Genomic DNA, 17,424 nt, shown 5'->3' with positions numbered 1-17,424 from the left:
TCCCCCAATCATACAGATGATGCGCAGTTCTAATCCGCATTCATCTCCCTATTATCATTATGTGAAGTTGGATTCGGTGGAAAGCGAGCCAGAAGAGACGTTCGGGTATGAATCAACACCATCGGAACCAAGGCTTCGCTCCCCCGTTCTATCCGAAGCTTTCCGTCTGGATGCATCACCGCTAAGAGCCAACGTAAATAGAACGTCGTTACTTTGCGGAAGAGATTAGGTTTCATCGCTTGTGTCTCGAATCCAAGGCCATGCGTCAATCCACGGTGTAATAACGTAATGCCAACCAAGGCATTGACGTTCCTGAATTCGGGCTGATGCTCATAAGCCTGGCTAATCTGTTTCATGGCTTGACGACCGAGTCTCGCAATCTTCAGTGCTGCACGGTCTACACCTTCAGATCTGATGTACTCCAGAATCATCCTATTATCTAAATGGAGTTCGCCGATAGAATCTCCCTGCTCAATCAACGTAGAATCAACACAAAGGATGGGATCACCCTTATATTTCTTAATCATGACGGTACATATCCCAAAGCGGGAAATATGTGATCCGCGGAATCGGGATGACCAGGCGAAGCATCGCTCCCATATCATCCAAATATTCTGCATTAAGGCTTTAAGCAGTTTGTGCAGCAACAAGAACACCTCCTCGATAACAGACTTGAAATTGCTTGTTATCGTTTAACAATCAAGCATTTTTGATTGAATAATTCGTTCAATACCTATGTTAGCTTAATCCATTGACTACATCATACAAGACATCTCCGACATGTAACACCGTCTCGGGTGCAACATGATTCTCCATCTTAAGGAGGAGTTCTTACGTACAACATGAATCCTGACGAAAAAAAATTATCTAACACCAAACCTACATCCGTTCTATTTCAAACTCATTCTCAATATTAAACAGTAAGCGCTTCAAAATAACACATCTATGTAATTATATGTAAGCCAAAGCCCTGCCGCTGTCGTATAAGTCAATTTGTCTTACATCAAACTGACGAGGGTGTGAATAAGATGATCTTATCGCAATGGAGAAAGTGTGGACTCTTGTTCCTGGTGGCAGTTCTTGTAGTAATCTGTATTCCAACTCAACACGCAAAAGCTGCAGCATTAATCACCATCGATTCTCACCAGGATGGACAATCGCTTGAGCCCGGCGCAGCCGAGCTGTTCGGATCGTATTCCGGTGTATATGAAGTCGAACTTATTGTTAACGGAATATTGGTGACAGATGTTCAAATGGATGACCCGAATGGAGACGACAGCGGCACCTGGTATTATAAACTGGATACCACTCGCTTGGATGGGAACGTTGAAATTGTCCTTAAATCTAAAGATGTGGTGACACGTTACGGGGTATGGTCTTCCTGGATTAATCTGCATATCGATAATCCTGAGGCGAATGTTCCTGTTGTTCAGATCACAAATCCTGAAGAGGACATTCTTATTACAAATGACGTGGATATTCATGTTACCGTTGAAGGCGACAATCCCATCGCTCTCGTCGAATTGCGTGTCGACGGAGGTCCATGGCTACAGGTGCCGACTACACAGAACGGATATATCTTTCCGTGGGAAACCGAGCCTGCCGGTCATCAGCTACACAGCCTGGAAGCAAGGGCAACCGATACGCTGGGAAACATAGGTTACAGCCTGACGAATTATGCTAGAACCGGTGAGGATACATCGATGAATGATCATGGGGCCGGCATGATGATGAACCATAATCCGATAGGGGATCAACCATTGCCGGATCAGGATCGGGCGATCTGGATCTGGGAGAACGCATCGTATCCCTTGGTTATACATCCGAATGCTCGCAGCATTCTCTCGGCCATGGCAAAGGATACATCGACTTTTAATCAGCGACCGATCACAACGCTTTATCTCGGCATTGGCGAATATCAAGGCGTAAAGATGCTGGAGACATACCGCGTCGAAGTACAACAGTTCATCGAATGGGCTCATGAGGAAGGGTTTTACGTTCAAGCCTTAATTGCTGGCGGAACAACACCTCCTTACTTTGGTGCCTATAGTCGGTACCGAACCCATGCCGTCAGCGAGTTGGAGCAAGTCCTTAACTACAACATCGCCTCCCAAGAATCTGCGCGCTTCGATGGGGTAAATCTGGATACCGAGCCCTACATTCTGCCCGATTTCAAATCGGCAAAGCCCTCCGTTCAGATTCAGTATCTGGATATGCTGCAGCATCTGATGGATCGGAAGTTAGCCTCCGGGTTAAGCTTGCCGATCGGAGCTGCTATTCCGCGCTGGTACGATAGTTCGGCGGATGCAAGCTCCATCCCCTGGAACGGAGAAACCAAATGGCTATCTGAGCATATACAAGATACAGCCGATTACATCTCTATTATGAACTACCGCGATCAGGCCGAGGGCAGTGCTGGTATCATCGCTCAAGCCCTTGGCGAATTAGCGTATGCGAATGCAATCGGCAAACCTAGATCTGTTATTGTCGGAGTCGAGACGAAAGATATTGCAGACGGCGGAGATCCTGAGACGATCACTTTCCATGAAGAAGGCCGAACTTATATGGAGCAGGAACTGAATAAGGTATACGCCGCCTTTCTAGATGACCCGGCCTTCGGTGGCATTGCTATCCACCATTATTCCTCTATTCTGGATTTACCTAGTGAATGGGGACCTGGCGGCTACACTTGGCAACCTCCTTCAGATCAAGTGCCCCCCAGTAAGGTTGATGGTGTTACGGCTGATCCTTTCGATTTTCAGCGGATTAATCTAAGTTACAACATGGCGCTTGATAATTACGCCGTCCATGAATATCGAATCTATCGCGGATCTGACGCGGCCTTTGAGATTGGTCCTGACTCCTACGCCGGAACAACGAAAGGACTCACTTATAAAGATTCCGGATTGCTTCCGAACACGATGTATTACTACAAGATCACCGCCGTGGATATGAGTGGCAATGAGAGCCTTCCAAGCGATGCGGTATGGGCAACGACATCCCTATCCACACTCAAACCGATGATTATCAGTCATATGACCATTACGTATTCAGCTAACATGGCTCTAGTTAATATCCAGATGACGGATAAGGACACAGGGCTGCCGGTTTCGGCAAAGGTCAGCGGTCGATTCACCCATATGGCAGGCAAATATGTTAACGCAGTAACAAATGCGAGTGGCGTATTTCAATCTCAATCCGAAGCCATCGCCTCACCGCAAGGCGAGATCGGCTTTCTCCCACGGCGAATCATGGCGGACTCCTATTACTGGGCTAGCGCATACGATGCGCTTCCTTATCCAACCGTAATATGGGGGCCGTAACAATAAAGAAAGAGCCCGGACCTTTGTTCCGGGCTCTTCTTGTATATATACAAATAGAGATCTAACAGATCCTTTACATCACCGGGTGGAATCAGAAGAATCGCCGGATCACTGCATCATCCCATACTTGTACCTCGATGTATCGCTCCGGTCCATGATCACCGTCCCGGTTCCAAACCTGCGGCCATCCATACTCGTCAATGAGCTTGAAGATTTCTGTTATGGAATATACGTTTTTTCGATAGGGCTTTTCGTCCTGATAGCGCATCGTCGGAAATAAATCCCCATATGTAAAACTAATGCTCGCCGGGTCGAACTCATCTAACGGAATCTGAAGTACCTCGGCATTCTCGTACCATGCCTTAATCCATTCGCATGGCCCAAGCGTCATATAGTGAGGATATGCATTCGCTGGGCTTCCACCTTTAGCCAAGAATAAAGCCCTTGCTTGAGCCTCTAATTGACGCCGTACTACCATATAATCATCAAAACGTTGGCTTGCGAACATCGATGGAGCTGCCGCAAACTTCGCTGTACCTGATCTGCTTCTTCTTCGGGCAGAGCAGATAAATTGCGAAAGGGGCCGATGGAAGCCTCATAGTAATGAAAAAGCTGATTCGTTTCCGCTGATGTGGCTTTAGGGAATTGTCTACTTATCATAATTGGTTACCGCAAGCGATCCTCCATTTCCTCCAGCATGATCCCCCACCATGAGATAGAACGCACGGCAACAGGATCGATGGCTTTCAACTCTCGCTTTAATTGTCCGAAATCCGCCTTCCACTCACGCTGAGCCTGCGAGGCATCTGGGCGAGGTCTCGGCTTGATCTCGCCTCTTCTAAACTGCTCCAACCGAATGCGAGCCTGTTCCGCTGTCAAGATCGTGGGAGGAAGTTGTGGCTCCAAACGTTCGGTATTCTGATTAAATAGGAGCACTCGGTCCATGAATGTGAGCAAACTTTCAATTGAGGCATTCATGTAGGTTGGTTTCTTACCGCCCTCCGTTACCGCCCATATCGCTCCCTTGTCTGCTTTGATTGCAACATGCAGCCCTTCACTCCATATTTCTCTTCCGATCGCAATGTAATCGCCATCAGTAGCCATTAGCGGACGCGCTTCATGAAACAAGAGCCTAATGGGGATTGCTGTTGATCAAAGTTCGGCATTCCCCATCGGGCTAGTGATTCCGCTATCTGATTCGACATCCCGAGACTCTCCAAGCTTTCCATCGGATAAGACAGTCTTCCGAGATCACACAGCGCTTGAAATTTCCTCTCCAATCTAGCTCCCTCCCATATTAATCATCGACACAGTCATCTGAAAGTTTCAAGGCGCTCATAGTTTAATCCGTCCATCATCAGCTTTCCGTCGACTAGGTAGATTCTCTTGGATTCAACGACTTGATTATAGCCCATCGGCAAGAAATCCATCTTCAACTCGCGATGATTAATGATCTTAATCTTGGCTGTCTGTTGCCCGGCAACGGGCAGCCCGCTCCCATACATCATATAAAGCCCGTACTTTTGATGATTCTCCTCGTAAAAGTAGAGCCCCGCGCCACCCGCGCTCCATTCTACATTCTCAACCGTTTCCCATATCTCTGGGTCATGCTTCATCCATTGATTAATATGAAAGAGCATAAAGAGCGCAATTGCAACGGACAACATGAACTTAAGCTGCTGCTTCATATCGTCAAGACATATAACTGCTAATCAGTTCGATCAACTTATCTCGCTTATATACAACGAATTTATAAACATTCCCATTCTTCGTTGTAATCAACATAATATTAGGAATAAACCCCCACGACTTGCCTTTATCGATCCTCACGATATCCTCGATCATAATCTCTTCAGGCTGAGTCTGAAGATTGAAGGCATGTGGATTGAAACTTAATCTGCGATTCGTTATATTAAGTCGGCCGCCGACCCCTTCCTTGCCACGAAACAGATTGGCTGCTAGTCGTTCCCTGACAACAAACTCTGAGGACTCATTATTTTGTTGATTAGTCATGTCATATCCCCTCCTTGTTAAGTGATCTAGGATATTCGTTGTTCCATCTGCCTTATCTCCGCGTCGATATATGCATAGACAGCAGCTATTTCTGAGTCGTAGTCATTATCGATCTCAAAATAGGCCACACCTGCTCTCAAACACTTGTCACGAAAGTCGGCATGCTCTTGAATATACTCCGGAACTTGAGTCTCCTCAAGAGATTGACGTTGTTCGATCACGTTGCGATACTTGACGATACGGGTATGGAAGTTCTGTTCGACGTATCTCGATGAGAAGCCTAAAAACACCGATATGATCCGCTCGGAATAATCTTTCTCAAACTCCGCTATCTGATGAGGCATCACATAACAGCCCTCAATGATTAGATGCTGTTCATTCTCAATGTTGGTCATTATAATACCTTTCAGAATGGGCCATAATCTATGGCTGATGTGTTCATTCGAATCCAGTGGTGTAAATTCGCAACGCTTATCTGCCCGGTACAGCCCCATCTTCAGGTGGTCGATAGACAAGTAAGGAACATGGTACTTCTCCAGTAACTGTTGCGCCATATTCGTCTTGCCGACACTGCTGACCCCGCTGATCAGGATGATCATTCCACAAGTCCCTCCTGTTAATCCTGCCATTCTATATCAATAACACTACTAAAGCTCTTTAATCATGTGGATATCCATCGGCTCTTTCTCGAACAGTTCCGGATCTACATCCGTAGTAATACTGCCTCCATTCTTCTGATAAAAAGAAACCGCTGATTGGGTCTCCGTGGATGAGATGTATAGATATTTGGCACCCCAGGCCTTTGCCTCTTGCGCCAATTGGTCCATGATCCGCGTGCCGATCCCTTGCTTCCGATAATGCCTGGTCACGTACATCAAGTCTACTTGAACACGATTCTGCTCCACACCTCTACGTTTCGAAGAAAGCACTCCAAATCCAACTAACCGCTCCCCATCATAAGCACCGACCGCCACGCCCCCCTGCTTAAGCTCATCAACATATCTTTGTTGCAGCTCCGCGAGCAAATCCGAATCCCAATTGGGGCATTCATGGTTCTGATCCACTCGTTCCAAGTGACCATTCTTCATGATATATATGAATTCAATATATTCTGATCGATCAATCTCGCTTAATTGCTGGACATGGTCTACATGCATCCTTTGCACCGTAATCAAATTGATCAAGCTCCTTCCCGTCATACGGATGGTGTTTATATTAGACCCGCTTGGCCATAAGGATATCAGGTTTACCTAATCCATTGGCATCCGGTACGACACCAACGATGGTATAACCAATTCTCATATAGAAGCCCGCGGGATGCTCTTGGGTCTGAAAATTTTTAATATAACCCGATATGTCAAGATAGAGATCCTGCTGGGCTAAACTTGTTAGATCAAACTCATCGTCCGTACCGAGCGTAATCGTTATCCCGCCACGCTGGCGAACTTGCTCTTCGAAATCTTCCACCATCCTCCGCCCTAGGCCTTGATTTCGAAGCTTTGCTTGAACTACCAGAGGGTGCAGCTCCCAGACGTTGCCATTATATGTACTTATACCACCGATCCAGCCTATCACTTCGTCCTGTTCATTGACCATGACCCTGCTGATTCGTTCATCCCCGAATGATTCATGTACTTCGTCAAGTGCAGAATCCATCGTTGGCCATGCCTCAAAAGCATCATGTAGAAGCTTCGCTGCTTGGTATATCTTCTTTGTATCCACAGCTAACAAATCGATCATTCGCATATATACATGTTCCTCATTTCTTGATCTTGTTCTAAACTTCAGCACTCCGGATATCTGGTTGCCGTAAATCTGGTTATCATATATCACCTGAAGGTTCATGATCTGCTCGTTTGGTGAACCATTTGTTTTTAATAAAGATTGCGATTCGAATTACACTGTAAATCAGCACGACATTCAGAAAGTAATTACCCACTTGAAAATTCATTCCCTGGATATACCAGATTGTCGATTCGTGACTTGAATTCATCATATAATCCGTAAAGAAACGCAACGGAAATCCGTACTCAGCTCGTTCTGGCCCCGACTCATGTGTGCCCGGAAACATCAGAATCGTACTCAGTGCCAACCACAATGATACATGTAGAGTTCTACCATGAACATTGAATTTCATTACAAACAACACCTCCACCTCTGAGTTAATACTCTGTAACTGGCAGGGGGTTTCATTTTTTCGATCAGAGCAGCTTTTACGACCACGTTGAATTACAAACTGCGTGATTGACGTCAGCAGCAATGAAATCGGGGTAAGTCTCAGCCCACTTTCCAAAATACTCCTGATTGCGGTATCTTTCTAAATCTCGCTGCCCAGCTCCGGTCAGCACTAGGATCGTCATGCACCCTGCTCTCTTTCCAGCAAGGATATCCGTCCATCGATCACATTCAAGCCTTTTGGATCTTTCTTCTCATGAAAAAAGCAACCTCGCCTTGCTCCAGATCATCATTCGTGTAGAAAGACATATCGATGCCGTCAAGCTCAAAGCCGCAGCGGAGATAAAAATCAACTGCCGGCGCATTCGTATGCTGCGTCTCGACAACCACTGCTCGAAAGCCGGCGGCAGCGGCCGATTCAATCACTTTGTTCATCAAGCTCATTCCCAAGTTTTTTCTTCTGAATGATGCCATGACATGAAATTCCCACACATTCAAGGTATGGTTCCAGTCGGACGGTTCACATACGGCAATGGCCACCAACTCGTCATCGACGAAGCCGCCCAACGAATATCCCATCGGAAGGACCTCTTTATATCGCTCGATATCTTCCGGGCTGCCTTCATATGACTTTTGATACGGTAGATCTATTGGGACTCGCTGGATGTGAATGGACAGACGTTCGGGTGCCATTTCTCGCTTCACTTGGTACTGGTGATACGATGTATATCCTGCTTGACCAAGCAACTGCTGAATATCGTTTGTCATGTGTTCTAATCGTCTAATTTCCATAATTTCCATTACGTTATGTCCTCCTAACCTGATCAATATCCAGGTGCGTGACTGAAGCAAATGATTTCAACTTCAGATCTCCATCATGATATTGGAGTTTAGTGATCGAACACTCGGATACGAGTTGACTCTGAATCTGAATGAAGTCAGGATGCCACAGCTTTAGATCATGTTCGGTAAAATGAGTGGTCAGATAATCGGTAATTAAGCCGCCGTGAGTAACAATCACCAGGTTGCAACGTCTGATCAGGCAGATCCCCCCAATCGGCGTTCGCGCAAACGATCATCCACCGTCACGGGTGCGTTCGTCGCTTGAGCAATATAGTCAGTTATTTTTGCCCTTTGGACCGCTATTATGGCGTCAATCATAAGCTTGGAGAAATATCCGGCCGTGGCCTGCGCTTGTATGATCCTTCTGCCGTAATGGATACATCGCCTTTCCGTTTTTCCTTAATAGCATGTCGCACGAGAAAAATGTTTGTACTCATTGTAACTGCTCCTTTTCCCCCGATCTCTAAGTTGCTTCCTGCCACTCATCGACTTTAAGTCCATATATGACGCGATTCAGGAATCTTCCATTAAGATATTCATAGTCCCTGATTGTACCTTCGCATATAAAGCCCAACTTCTCAGGAATTGCACGACTCTTGGCATTATCGCTGGCAGCTCCGATTTCAATCTTATTCATCTCTAATTCTTCAAACGCATGATTTATCAGTACCTTGATTGCTTTAGTCATATATCCGTGGCCTTCATATTCTTGGCCTAACCAGTAACCGATTTCCGTTTTACGATTCTCTAGGTCAATGTACAAATAACCGATAGAACCAACAAGCTCGTTCCTGCTCCATATCCCTAACCAGTACCCATCGCCCTCTACATATCGTTTACGCGTTCTTTCGATAAAGGCTTTGGAATCATCAACATGCGTGGTGATGCTCGGAAACTGCAACCACTGGCCGATATATTCTCTGTTTCTATCAATTAATTCAAATAGTTTCTCTGCATCCTTCATATCCAACAGAGATAAAGAAGTTGATTCGTCTATGTTAAATTTGAACATGTCCATCACCATTTTCTCTGTAGTGTTAGATTGAATAATGCGTAAATTAAGACAGTGCTTTACAATGGATCATAATGCTTCAGTTGCGACTTCCTTCCAAGTGATAATTACAAAATAACCCGGCCTGAGATTATGGTCGTCTTAGGTCGGGTTCATTGTTGTTGATATCAGCTAATTGTTCAAAATCCCGTAATACACGAGATCTTCGAACTGATTATCTTTTTTGACATGATCAAGCAGTATACCTTCCTGAATCATGCCTATCTTTTGTATGACTTTCCCGGAGGCCGGATTAGAAGCAAAGTGCCGCGCATAGACCTTATGAAAGTTTTTTACCTGAAAAGCAAAATCAATCATGGCCTTCGAAGCTTCCGTCGCATAGCCTTTTCCCCAATACTCCTCACCGATCCAATAAGCGATTTCGCCATTCTCATAGCGTGCATGGTTCGTTAATGCGATGGCACCGTATAATGTTCCATTCCGTCTGTCGCATACTGCAAACTCGTAAGACTTATCTGTATTAAAATTATGTACATGCGTTTCAATCCAGGATATAGCGCAATCCATCGTATACGGGTACGGCAATGTCAGCGTACCTTTGTATATACTGTAGTTGTTACACAGCTTGGTCACCGTTTCGGCATCTGCTGGTTGAAACAATCTTAGCTGCAACCTTTCTGTAGTGATCGTTTGATTAATGTCATCGTAAATCATGATGCCCCACCCTCTTGTTCGTTGTTTGTGATCGTATCAGCGTCAATCCGCTAAGGATTCCAAATATTATACCATGGTGTAACGTGGCAAACTCATAGATTGGTCTAAACCTAATAATCTCGATATGGATGGTCAAGATCGGTACATGAGCAACAGAAATGAAGGAAGAAACACCAATATGAATAATGGCCAATTCGGTCTGAATGCTCTAGGCAACCCATCCAATAGTGCCATGTGCAATCCGTAAATAAACGGTACAATGACCGACACCCAGATCGTACCGCTGATTTCGAAGGTTTTATATGACTTTTCCATGTAATGCTGCAGCACAGATTCTCCGAAATACAGCAAGACGCCTGCTGCGAGTGTCCAGATAAAGTAGTAGAGCAGCTTAGAATTGGTTGATTCCATGTCATCACTCCAAAGTATTAGAATTTCGGGGGTCCTCCGATTGACACGTTTGCTGTATACAAGGATTCCACAATATCGATACCATCGGCTGTAATAAAGACAGACAGTCGCTCAGGATTGCCACCTAAGGATGAAATATGAATCCAATTCTTGCTGGAGAGATAGTGAAATGCTTTGTGACGCTCATTGTCTGTGTACAGTTCCTCCTTCGTACCAACCAAAGCTTCAATCGCAGTGAAAGGTTTCGGACCTCCAGAATGAAAATTTTCGTATAACTGCTTCAAAATATCGATTCTTAACTGTTGGCGTTCAACTACTTCTTGAATTGTGATTATGATGTGACACCCCCTGTTGTAGTTAATTGGATACTACCCTAACAATTAGCTACTCAAAAAATCCGCATACATCTCGCTGAGATAAGTTTCGAAATGATGTGCTCACCCAAGACGATTAGGCTACGCTCACGATTGACATCTTGTGATAGTATCCTTGTCAATGTTATTTGGTGACAGCCCGACTCGATATAACAAGAATCCAAGGCATCCACCAATATAGTTTAAGATCACGTCATCCACGTCACCTGTACCAACTCTGAGGATGGTCTGCATGATTTCAAGAACCATCACGGCACCTATAAAGTAAGCGGAGAACCATGTGAAACTTCTTAGCTTTTTAATAATATACGGAAGTAAGATACCAAAAGGAATAAACACACCGATGTTACCTGCCAGGTTGATCAGCGATGTTATGAAGTTGTTGGGATTGATATGAAGCAGATAGCCAAAGATTGTTCGGAGTGGTATGTAATTGTATCTATAATCCGAATGCGGAACTCGATCAAACCCTCGAAACATCCAGTATATTAAGCAACTGCTATATCCAAAAAATATTAGCCAGGCGATAATTGTTTTTGTTTGGTTCTTCATGGTTATGTCCCAACTCCACTCGTATAACCACTATAAGCGGCATCTTAGACTGCGGAAATCTATGAAGGAACCTCCTCATTGGTATACATCCATTCCGTCTCCCTCGTCAATTCCTACACCCACCAGGAGTCCGGAGATTTTCTATTAATTCAATATTTCGTTTCGAATTGGCATTTTCGATGATTTGATCAGCGATGTTAGGAACCAGTTGGATATGCTGCAGCTGTTGGAGTGGGACCCATTTCACATTGATCTGATTAATTTCTGGAGCGGTAGGCATGCTAGGTATCGAATCTTGTCCATTCCTCTTTCATCTCACGGACGCATTGTTCGGTATCCTTATTATCACAATTGATCGTGATGTCACTATACTTCATATAAAGTGGCACCCTTTCCTCATAAATCTCCCTTAGGTTGTTCCCTCGCCGATATACAATGCCCCTGGTTGTTAAGTTGGTGATTCTTTTTTCGATTTCTTCATATGGAACATGCAAATACATAATAAATCCGATCTGCTTGAGATTGACCATGGCCTTTTCTGAATAGATAACACTGCCACCTGTCGCAATGACGCAATGACTTAACTGCACTCCGGACACCAATTCTTCTTCAATGCGCATAAAATACTCCATGCCCTCTTGATCCATAACCTCTTGCAGCGTCCGGCCTTCATGTTGTTGAATAATGATATCGGTATCAACGAAATCCATCCCTAATGCTGTAGCAAGCTTTACGCCTAATGTACTCTTGCCGGCTCCGGACATACCGATTAACACGATGTTCCATACATTCGTGGATTCCAATAACATCATCTCCTACACCATGTCACTGATCCAGTTAAGCTATACGCACCCATTAAGAATGATGAGCATGAACATGCATAAAAGGATTTTTTCAAATCCTCCTACAGCCGCGCCGCACTATTACTCTCCTTCAGCGATCACATCATCGATTTTGGCAGCGATCATGCCTGCCCCTCGATCTATATTACCTATAATATGCACATGGATATTACTGTCGGGGTACACAGAAGACTGCATAATGACGCCAGGGTCACTCCCCATAACAAAATATTTAAAAACGCCATGATCTTGCTTGAGCATCCAGACACCATAACCATAATACATGTCATCGTCTTCCATAGCGTGTGGTGTTAATAAAATATCCGTGTTGGCTGGAGACAACAATTGATGTTGAAACAATGTATCCCAGAATCGTCCCAGATCATGAACCGTTGTAAATGCTCCCCCATCCGGGCCGCCTTGTACAGGTAGCGAATAAATATTACTCTTCCAAGTAGCATCATCCAGATCGATATAGCCAAGGGCTGTTCGTTCAGGCAGTTGATCCATTCTGAAATAACCCGAGTCCGACATCCCACACGGCTGAAAAATGTTCTTCTCCACGTATTCCGTAAATGCCATCCCGGTCGTCTGCTCGACTATTAACCCTAATACAATGAAACCAGCATTATTATAAGAGAATCTTTCTCCCGGCGGAAATTTCATCTCGTTATTCTGAAAGAGCGGCAGAAAATCTTTAGGCGATTGGATCGAGTACATAGGCAGAGCCCGCCACAGTTCTTCAAAATCATCCATAAGCTCTTCATCAAAATAATCCGGTATGCCTGAAGTATGCGTTAATAAGTGATGAATAGTAACGGCCGGATCAAATTTCGGAAAAGAGACATCCAAACAATCTTTTAAATAGGAATCAAAAGATAATTCCCCTGCTTGCACAAGTTGGCAAATCGCAACCGACGTGAAAATTTTACATCCCGATGCGATTCCGAATCGTGTCGCGGATTGATTGGGCAAGCGCTCGGCGCGATTCGCATATCCATATCCTTGCTCAAAGTACTGACCATCTTTTTGAACCAATACGGCTCCTGAGAACGGTTGTTCATGGTTATATTGCTCTATTATTTTTTCAACGGATTGAAACAGATTCATCGTGTAGCACTTCCTTTCTAATTTCTTCTGTGATTAGTACTTCGTTTCAATGCTTATGGTTTGTATACCGTAAAGATTGGCACAATGTCAGTTGACTCGTAATCATCACACTTGCTTAATTCGACAGTAGTAATGATATTAGAAGATTGAACTTCTTCATTATATATCTCCCTTTTCATTCGCTCTTACATCGCAATTCCTCCACCCAGATCTTATCTATAATGGTTGTATCCAAAAATGATCGGGATTTCTTGTAATAATATGCTTCATGTTAGAAGGCAGCGCTCGCGTCAATTCCATGGGTAAGAAATGCTCGGGAAGCAGCACGCAATGACTATTTCCTTGCCCATCAAATTCACTATCAACTGGACAACTAAACCAAAACATATTTTTCGCCATGTACCCTTTATAGAACGTGCTCCATTCTGATTCAGCAGGGTTTCCATTGACCCAGACAGGAAGATTATTCATGAGGCGATTGCGAAATTCTTGCAGACTCAGAATCATTTCGTTATCATCCGTCACATAGCAGTTCCATGAAGGATCAAAGAAGAGCCACTTCCGATAGGTCTTTGAGTAGACCGTCGTAACAACATGACTATCTAAATCGTAAGCATCGTACGATCTGCAATGAACTCTTCGGGAATGATATCCCAGGCTAAGAAACATCTCATTCAATACTGTAGCCAGCACGTAACAATTCATGGTAACGGGGCTATCATCTGAGAGCTTAAGAACTTCTACAGCGTTACATAGATCCGGTGGCTGAACATTGCCATGAGGATGACGCCCGTTCAGCCATTGGGTTAAATTCTTCCACTGACTAATCTCATCTCCATGTCCAGCAATAGTATCTAGTTGATATGAGTTCTTCAGCGTGGCTAATTCACGATCCGTCTGGGATTGGTAACTAAACTTGCAAGATGGATCACTGTTATCTTTCGAATAAGCTGCAAGTTGTAAGAGTTTTATATAATAATCATTAAACTCATGGATATACCCGAACATTAATGTTCTCCTTCCTCATTCATTTAAATACGAGTGTTATGTTTCAAACTTAGTTGATCTACTCAAATTGTATACAGTTAATCTTTCTAAGACTTTGCATTACTTCCATATCGCTGCTAGCTTTCGATTCTTTTGACATCTTTATTAAACCAATGAACGTAGCCACAGCGATCGCATGTCAAGATATTCGCGGACTTGTTCGCAAAGTCCAAGTTCAAAAATGTCAGAAACGAAGTATTCAACTGCGCATATCCGTGATCAAATTTGTCATACTTGCAATGGACGCATATAACCATCAACCCAACCCGTTAGATTGGTAACTATCGGGTCCCATGGATTCTTTAATGTTTTTAGCTAATGATTTTAGTAGACTTCTTCGTTTTGGCAATGTTTTGTTCTCTCCTTTAAAATAACGTCAGTCTACTCATTTGAAACTTCGATGTTACGTGAATCAAAAGATCCATATATTCTTGCTTTATGAATTGAGAAGAGGAGTGTATCAACAAAACTGTTTTTCTCAAAAAAGTAATTCTCCAACAATCCCTCTTCCCTCAATCCTAATTTCAGTAATAGCTTTTCTGAGCTAGTGTTATACGGATCTATGAAGGCGCAGTATTAAGCTTTCTGAATTTCATCTTCATCTTTCATAAGATTTTCTTCTTTAATTCCATCCTAATCACCTTTATAACATGATGTTAGATGATCATCTACCAAGCAAGCCTTGAAGCAAAGACTTTTTCTTGGTCAATGGATTATCGAGGAACTTTGCACTCAACCAAAAAGAACCTGAAATAATTCCGCCAGGAATCATCTCCTTACGTAGTAGCCCCTTATCTGCGACCACATCGATCTCACCACCTAATGTTTTGACTAGTGCCCAGTAAAATGTAGCTCCAGTATGCTCATTAGTAACAACAGAAGTGTCAATCACTTTTCCGGAAAATATTGCTGTAGCACTTGGTGTTTCTTCATTTCCGAATAGACCTGAAGGTATGAAAGATTCTGAGGCAAATTTCATTTCACTTTCTTGTGATTCAAGATAATGGTCTTCATCATCATACACGCTAAGTTCATGTGCAAAAGCAGTCAACTGAATATTTAGGATTTGTGGAACTTGAATATCTCCAAAGTTAGCTCGGTTAGGCATATCAAAGACAAATGGATAGCTTCCTGACTCTACGGTTTCATCTGCTGGATCAGCCCAAGCATGAAATGTTCCGTCAAGTATAGAATTAGAATCGTTCATGAGTTCATTAGTTAATCCCACTCTAATCCTCGATAAACCGGAATAATGCGGATTCAATCCAATAATTTCATTTCTTTTATTCATCTGAAGCCATAGTTCTATTCCCTTTCCTGATTCTAAGTATGAGTATATCCCCTTCTTGGTTATCATTCTCTTTCCTGAAGTATAAACAAGCTCAGCTAACCTTTCAAAATCTTCCTGTGAATAGACTTCGAATCCGATTGAACTCATATGATTAGACACTATAATTCCTCCACTTAATGATTAGGATCAACTCAAACTTCTTTATTTAGCCAGACCTCAAGTTCTGATATCCTATCTTCATACTGTTTTAAGGCATGAATGGTTTCAGCTACCTGTAATGTTCCCAAGTGCTGTTCTTCTTCATCTGCACTTTCTATCCCTAACGAACGCTTTAAGCTATATTCCAGCCATTCTAACTTCCCCAAATAACCGTGCTCTAAAATAACTCTCCAGTTTGCTTGTAAACTTCCAAATTCCCCTTGATACCCGTATATAAAAGCCAAAAATCTTTCCTTTTTAATCTCCCCTGATCCATCCACAGACCAATAAATAGCGGTTTCAATAAGATCCGTCATTGAATTTCTATATCCTGCCGATTCCCAATCTATGATTACTGGATGCTCTTTAACCCACATCACGTTTTTAGGTTCTAAGTCTCCGTGACTGATAACCTGTTCAGCTGCTAACAATCCTGAGGATTGATTTGCTTTATCGCTCCAGATGAACAATGGGTTGATGTTTTCGAGTAACAATGGTACCCAATCCGATTGCTTTGCTTCTCCCTGACGTAAATAGGCATTCCAATCTGTTACTGGTTTATGATCATTATGTTCCATCTTCTTCTCGATTGAAGAAAAATCTATTTTGTGGATATCTGCCAGAATGGCCCCCATCTTCTTGCAATGAACGACGTTGACCTCATGTGATTTCAAGCTATACCCATCGATCCAATCAAAAACAAGATAGCTTTGATTATCCACGGTATGAACGAACTGATCATCCATTATTTTGGCCGGTAGAGCAGGTATATGATTAACAGCTATATTAGCGATTTTCTCTGAAAAAATATAATTGGGAAGGGCTGTTTCTCTCGCCATAATCTGTGGATTTAACGCTTTAATCGCATACCGCCCTGATGTTGTTTCTAATGAATACATCCTGTGCAATAATCCGCCCGAAATGGCTACTGGTTCAGTCCTAATCTCACCCAGATTTAAAACATCGATCAACTTATCGAATTGTAAATTATACGGATGATTCATTGGATCTATTCCCTTCAGATCTTCCATGACTTTGGTTCGTTGAGTTTCCTAATTCTTTAGTTAAATACAGCACAATATCGTCATCTACTACGATCTGATCCCCATACTGAATGTATCCTTTGCCATTGTGTATACCTTGTCCGTCTGGAACATAACCCCGATTAACATATAACACTTGAGCGTTTCCATAATCCGAGAAGACCCCCACGCCGATTCCAGCCACGGCTGATCTTTCAGTAATTAATTCTTCTGCTCTATCCATTAATTTCATGCCGATACCTAGTCTTCTATATTTCAATAGAACGTTAAAATCGCTTACTTCAGGGATATGCCTTTCCCTAAATGCAGGATAATGAGATTCCCAGATCACGTTCACATAGCCAGCAAATACTCCATCCATCTCTGCTATTAACGTTATCCGTTCTCCGTTTGTCTGTTCAGCCACATATTTCTCATACAGAGATATGGGCTTGTCCCAACCCTGTTCTCGAAAAGCAGCCGAGATGATCAATGGA

24 protein-coding genes and 1 pseudogene are annotated in these 17,424 nt (G+C 43.4%); 1 reads left to right on the top strand and 24 read right to left on the bottom strand.

Annotated elements, in window-relative coordinates:
• Nucleotides 1-29: 29 nt before the first annotated feature.
• Nucleotides 30-656 carry a polysaccharide deacetylase gene (locus JCM10914_RS05445; protein ID WP_370570216.1) on the bottom strand — a complete coding sequence of 209 codons (627 nt, stop codon included), beginning with the start codon at nucleotides 654-656 and terminating at the stop codon, nucleotides 30-32.
• 372 nt (nucleotides 657-1,028) lie between these two features.
• Between JCM10914_RS05445 and JCM10914_RS05440 the strand changes: the two genes are divergently transcribed.
• Nucleotides 1,029-3,323: an Ig-like domain-containing protein gene (locus JCM10914_RS05440; protein ID WP_023958307.1), complete on the top strand. Its 2,295-nt coding sequence runs from the start codon at nucleotides 1,029-1,031 to the stop codon at nucleotides 3,321-3,323.
• A 91-nt stretch (nucleotides 3,324-3,414) separates the two neighbouring features.
• On the opposite strand, the gene JCM10914_RS05435 is transcribed toward JCM10914_RS05440, so the two are convergent.
• From JCM10914_RS05435 to JCM10914_RS05340, 23 genes and pseudogenes are all read right to left on the bottom strand, one after another.
• A complete protein-coding gene (locus tag JCM10914_RS05435) occupies nucleotides 3,415-3,831 on the bottom strand; it encodes a hypothetical protein (RefSeq protein ID WP_231638503.1) in 417 nt (138 codons plus the stop codon).
• A 158-nt stretch (nucleotides 3,832-3,989) separates the two neighbouring features.
• On the bottom strand, nucleotides 3,990-4,427 hold the full coding sequence (locus tag JCM10914_RS05430) for an SUKH-4 family immunity protein (protein WP_023958304.1): 438 nt from the start codon (nucleotides 4,425-4,427) through the stop codon (nucleotides 3,990-3,992).
• Nucleotides 4,427-4,603: a hypothetical protein gene (locus tag JCM10914_RS29805; RefSeq protein ID WP_023958303.1), complete on the bottom strand. Its 177-nt coding sequence runs from the start codon at nucleotides 4,601-4,603 to the stop codon at nucleotides 4,427-4,429. The genes JCM10914_RS05430 and JCM10914_RS29805 overlap by 1 nt, the downstream gene beginning before the upstream one ends.
• Nucleotides 4,604-4,636: 33 nt before the next feature.
• Nucleotides 4,637-4,990, bottom strand: coding sequence for a hypothetical protein (locus JCM10914_RS05425; protein ID WP_023958302.1), 354 nt, complete (start codon nucleotides 4,988-4,990; stop codon nucleotides 4,637-4,639).
• A gap of 25 nt (nucleotides 4,991-5,015) precedes the next feature.
• Nucleotides 5,016-5,336 (bottom strand): GRAM domain-containing protein, encoded by a 321-nt coding sequence (locus JCM10914_RS05420; protein ID WP_023958301.1) that lies wholly within the window; start codon nucleotides 5,334-5,336, stop codon nucleotides 5,016-5,018.
• 26 nt (nucleotides 5,337-5,362) lie between these two features.
• The gene (locus JCM10914_RS05415; protein WP_023958300.1) at nucleotides 5,363-5,935 is read right to left on the bottom strand and encodes a hypothetical protein; all 573 of its coding nucleotides are present in this window, start codon (nucleotides 5,933-5,935) and stop codon (nucleotides 5,363-5,365) included.
• A gap of 48 nt (nucleotides 5,936-5,983) precedes the next feature.
• Entirely contained in the window at nucleotides 5,984-6,502 is a 519-nt protein-coding gene (locus JCM10914_RS05410) for a GNAT family N-acetyltransferase (RefSeq protein ID WP_231638528.1), read from the bottom strand.
• 49 nt (nucleotides 6,503-6,551) lie between these two features.
• Nucleotides 6,552-7,082, bottom strand: a complete 531-nt coding sequence (locus JCM10914_RS05405; protein WP_023958298.1) for an N-acetyltransferase — start codon at nucleotides 7,080-7,082, stop codon at nucleotides 6,552-6,554.
• A gap of 76 nt (nucleotides 7,083-7,158) precedes the next feature.
• On the bottom strand, nucleotides 7,159-7,473 hold the full coding sequence (locus tag JCM10914_RS05400) for a hypothetical protein (RefSeq protein WP_023958297.1): 315 nt from the start codon (nucleotides 7,471-7,473) through the stop codon (nucleotides 7,159-7,161).
• Nucleotides 7,474-7,549: 76 nt separating this feature from the next.
• Nucleotides 7,550-7,726 (bottom strand): annotated as a pseudogene (locus tag JCM10914_RS28255) (HAD hydrolase-like protein); the annotation flags it as partial.
• Between the two features lie 16 nt (nucleotides 7,727-7,742).
• Nucleotides 7,743-8,312, bottom strand: coding sequence for an N-acetyltransferase (locus tag JCM10914_RS05395; RefSeq protein ID WP_023958296.1), 570 nt, complete (start codon nucleotides 8,310-8,312; stop codon nucleotides 7,743-7,745).
• A gap of 356 nt (nucleotides 8,313-8,668) precedes the next feature.
• Nucleotides 8,669-8,791 (bottom strand): hypothetical protein, encoded by a 123-nt coding sequence (locus JCM10914_RS31265; protein ID WP_269433837.1) that lies wholly within the window; start codon nucleotides 8,789-8,791, stop codon nucleotides 8,669-8,671.
• A 26-nt stretch (nucleotides 8,792-8,817) separates the two neighbouring features.
• Nucleotides 8,818-9,372 (bottom strand): GNAT family N-acetyltransferase, encoded by a 555-nt coding sequence (locus tag JCM10914_RS05390; RefSeq protein ID WP_231638499.1) that lies wholly within the window; start codon nucleotides 9,370-9,372, stop codon nucleotides 8,818-8,820.
• Nucleotides 9,373-9,537: 165 nt separating this feature from the next.
• Nucleotides 9,538-10,080: a GNAT family N-acetyltransferase gene (locus JCM10914_RS05385; RefSeq protein WP_023958293.1), complete on the bottom strand. Its 543-nt coding sequence runs from the start codon at nucleotides 10,078-10,080 to the stop codon at nucleotides 9,538-9,540.
• A 132-nt stretch (nucleotides 10,081-10,212) separates the two neighbouring features.
• Entirely contained in the window at nucleotides 10,213-10,491 is a 279-nt protein-coding gene (locus tag JCM10914_RS05380) for a hypothetical protein (protein WP_023958292.1), read from the bottom strand.
• 461 nt (nucleotides 10,492-10,952) lie between these two features.
• Nucleotides 10,953-11,417 carry a VanZ family protein gene (locus tag JCM10914_RS05370; RefSeq protein ID WP_052019637.1) on the bottom strand — a complete coding sequence of 155 codons (465 nt, stop codon included), beginning with the start codon at nucleotides 11,415-11,417 and terminating at the stop codon, nucleotides 10,953-10,955.
• 281 nt (nucleotides 11,418-11,698) lie between these two features.
• On the bottom strand, nucleotides 11,699-12,220 hold the full coding sequence (locus JCM10914_RS05365) for a shikimate kinase (protein ID WP_023958290.1): 522 nt from the start codon (nucleotides 12,218-12,220) through the stop codon (nucleotides 11,699-11,701).
• 120 nt (nucleotides 12,221-12,340) lie between these two features.
• Nucleotides 12,341-13,369, bottom strand: coding sequence for a serine hydrolase (locus tag JCM10914_RS05360; protein ID WP_023958289.1), 1,029 nt, complete (start codon nucleotides 13,367-13,369; stop codon nucleotides 12,341-12,343).
• Nucleotides 13,370-13,585: 216 nt separating this feature from the next.
• On the bottom strand, nucleotides 13,586-14,377 hold the full coding sequence (locus tag JCM10914_RS05355; protein ID WP_023958288.1) for a hypothetical protein: 792 nt from the start codon (nucleotides 14,375-14,377) through the stop codon (nucleotides 13,586-13,588).
• A 116-nt stretch (nucleotides 14,378-14,493) separates the two neighbouring features.
• Complete coding sequence (locus JCM10914_RS31670; protein WP_148300180.1) at nucleotides 14,494-14,673, bottom strand: zinc ribbon domain-containing protein; 180 nt, start codon at nucleotides 14,671-14,673, stop codon at nucleotides 14,494-14,496.
• A 407-nt stretch (nucleotides 14,674-15,080) separates the two neighbouring features.
• Entirely contained in the window at nucleotides 15,081-15,866 is a 786-nt protein-coding gene (locus JCM10914_RS05350; RefSeq protein WP_023958287.1) for a hypothetical protein, read from the bottom strand.
• A 32-nt stretch (nucleotides 15,867-15,898) separates the two neighbouring features.
• Nucleotides 15,899-16,936, bottom strand: coding sequence for a phosphotransferase (locus tag JCM10914_RS05345; RefSeq protein WP_231638498.1), 1,038 nt, complete (start codon nucleotides 16,934-16,936; stop codon nucleotides 15,899-15,901).
• The gene (locus JCM10914_RS05340) at nucleotides 16,893-17,420 is read right to left on the bottom strand and encodes a GNAT family N-acetyltransferase (RefSeq protein WP_231638496.1); all 528 of its coding nucleotides are present in this window, start codon (nucleotides 17,418-17,420) and stop codon (nucleotides 16,893-16,895) included. Before JCM10914_RS05340 ends, JCM10914_RS05345 begins: the two co-directional genes overlap by 44 nt.
• Nucleotides 17,421-17,424: the final 4 nt, after the last annotated feature.

This window comes from Paenibacillus sp. JCM 10914, from assembly GCF_001315105.1.
In the GTDB taxonomy this organism is placed as follows: Bacteria; Bacillota; Bacilli; order Paenibacillales; family Paenibacillaceae; genus Paenibacillus_AQ.
This window is presented reverse-complemented; position numbering and strand designations above follow the sequence as displayed.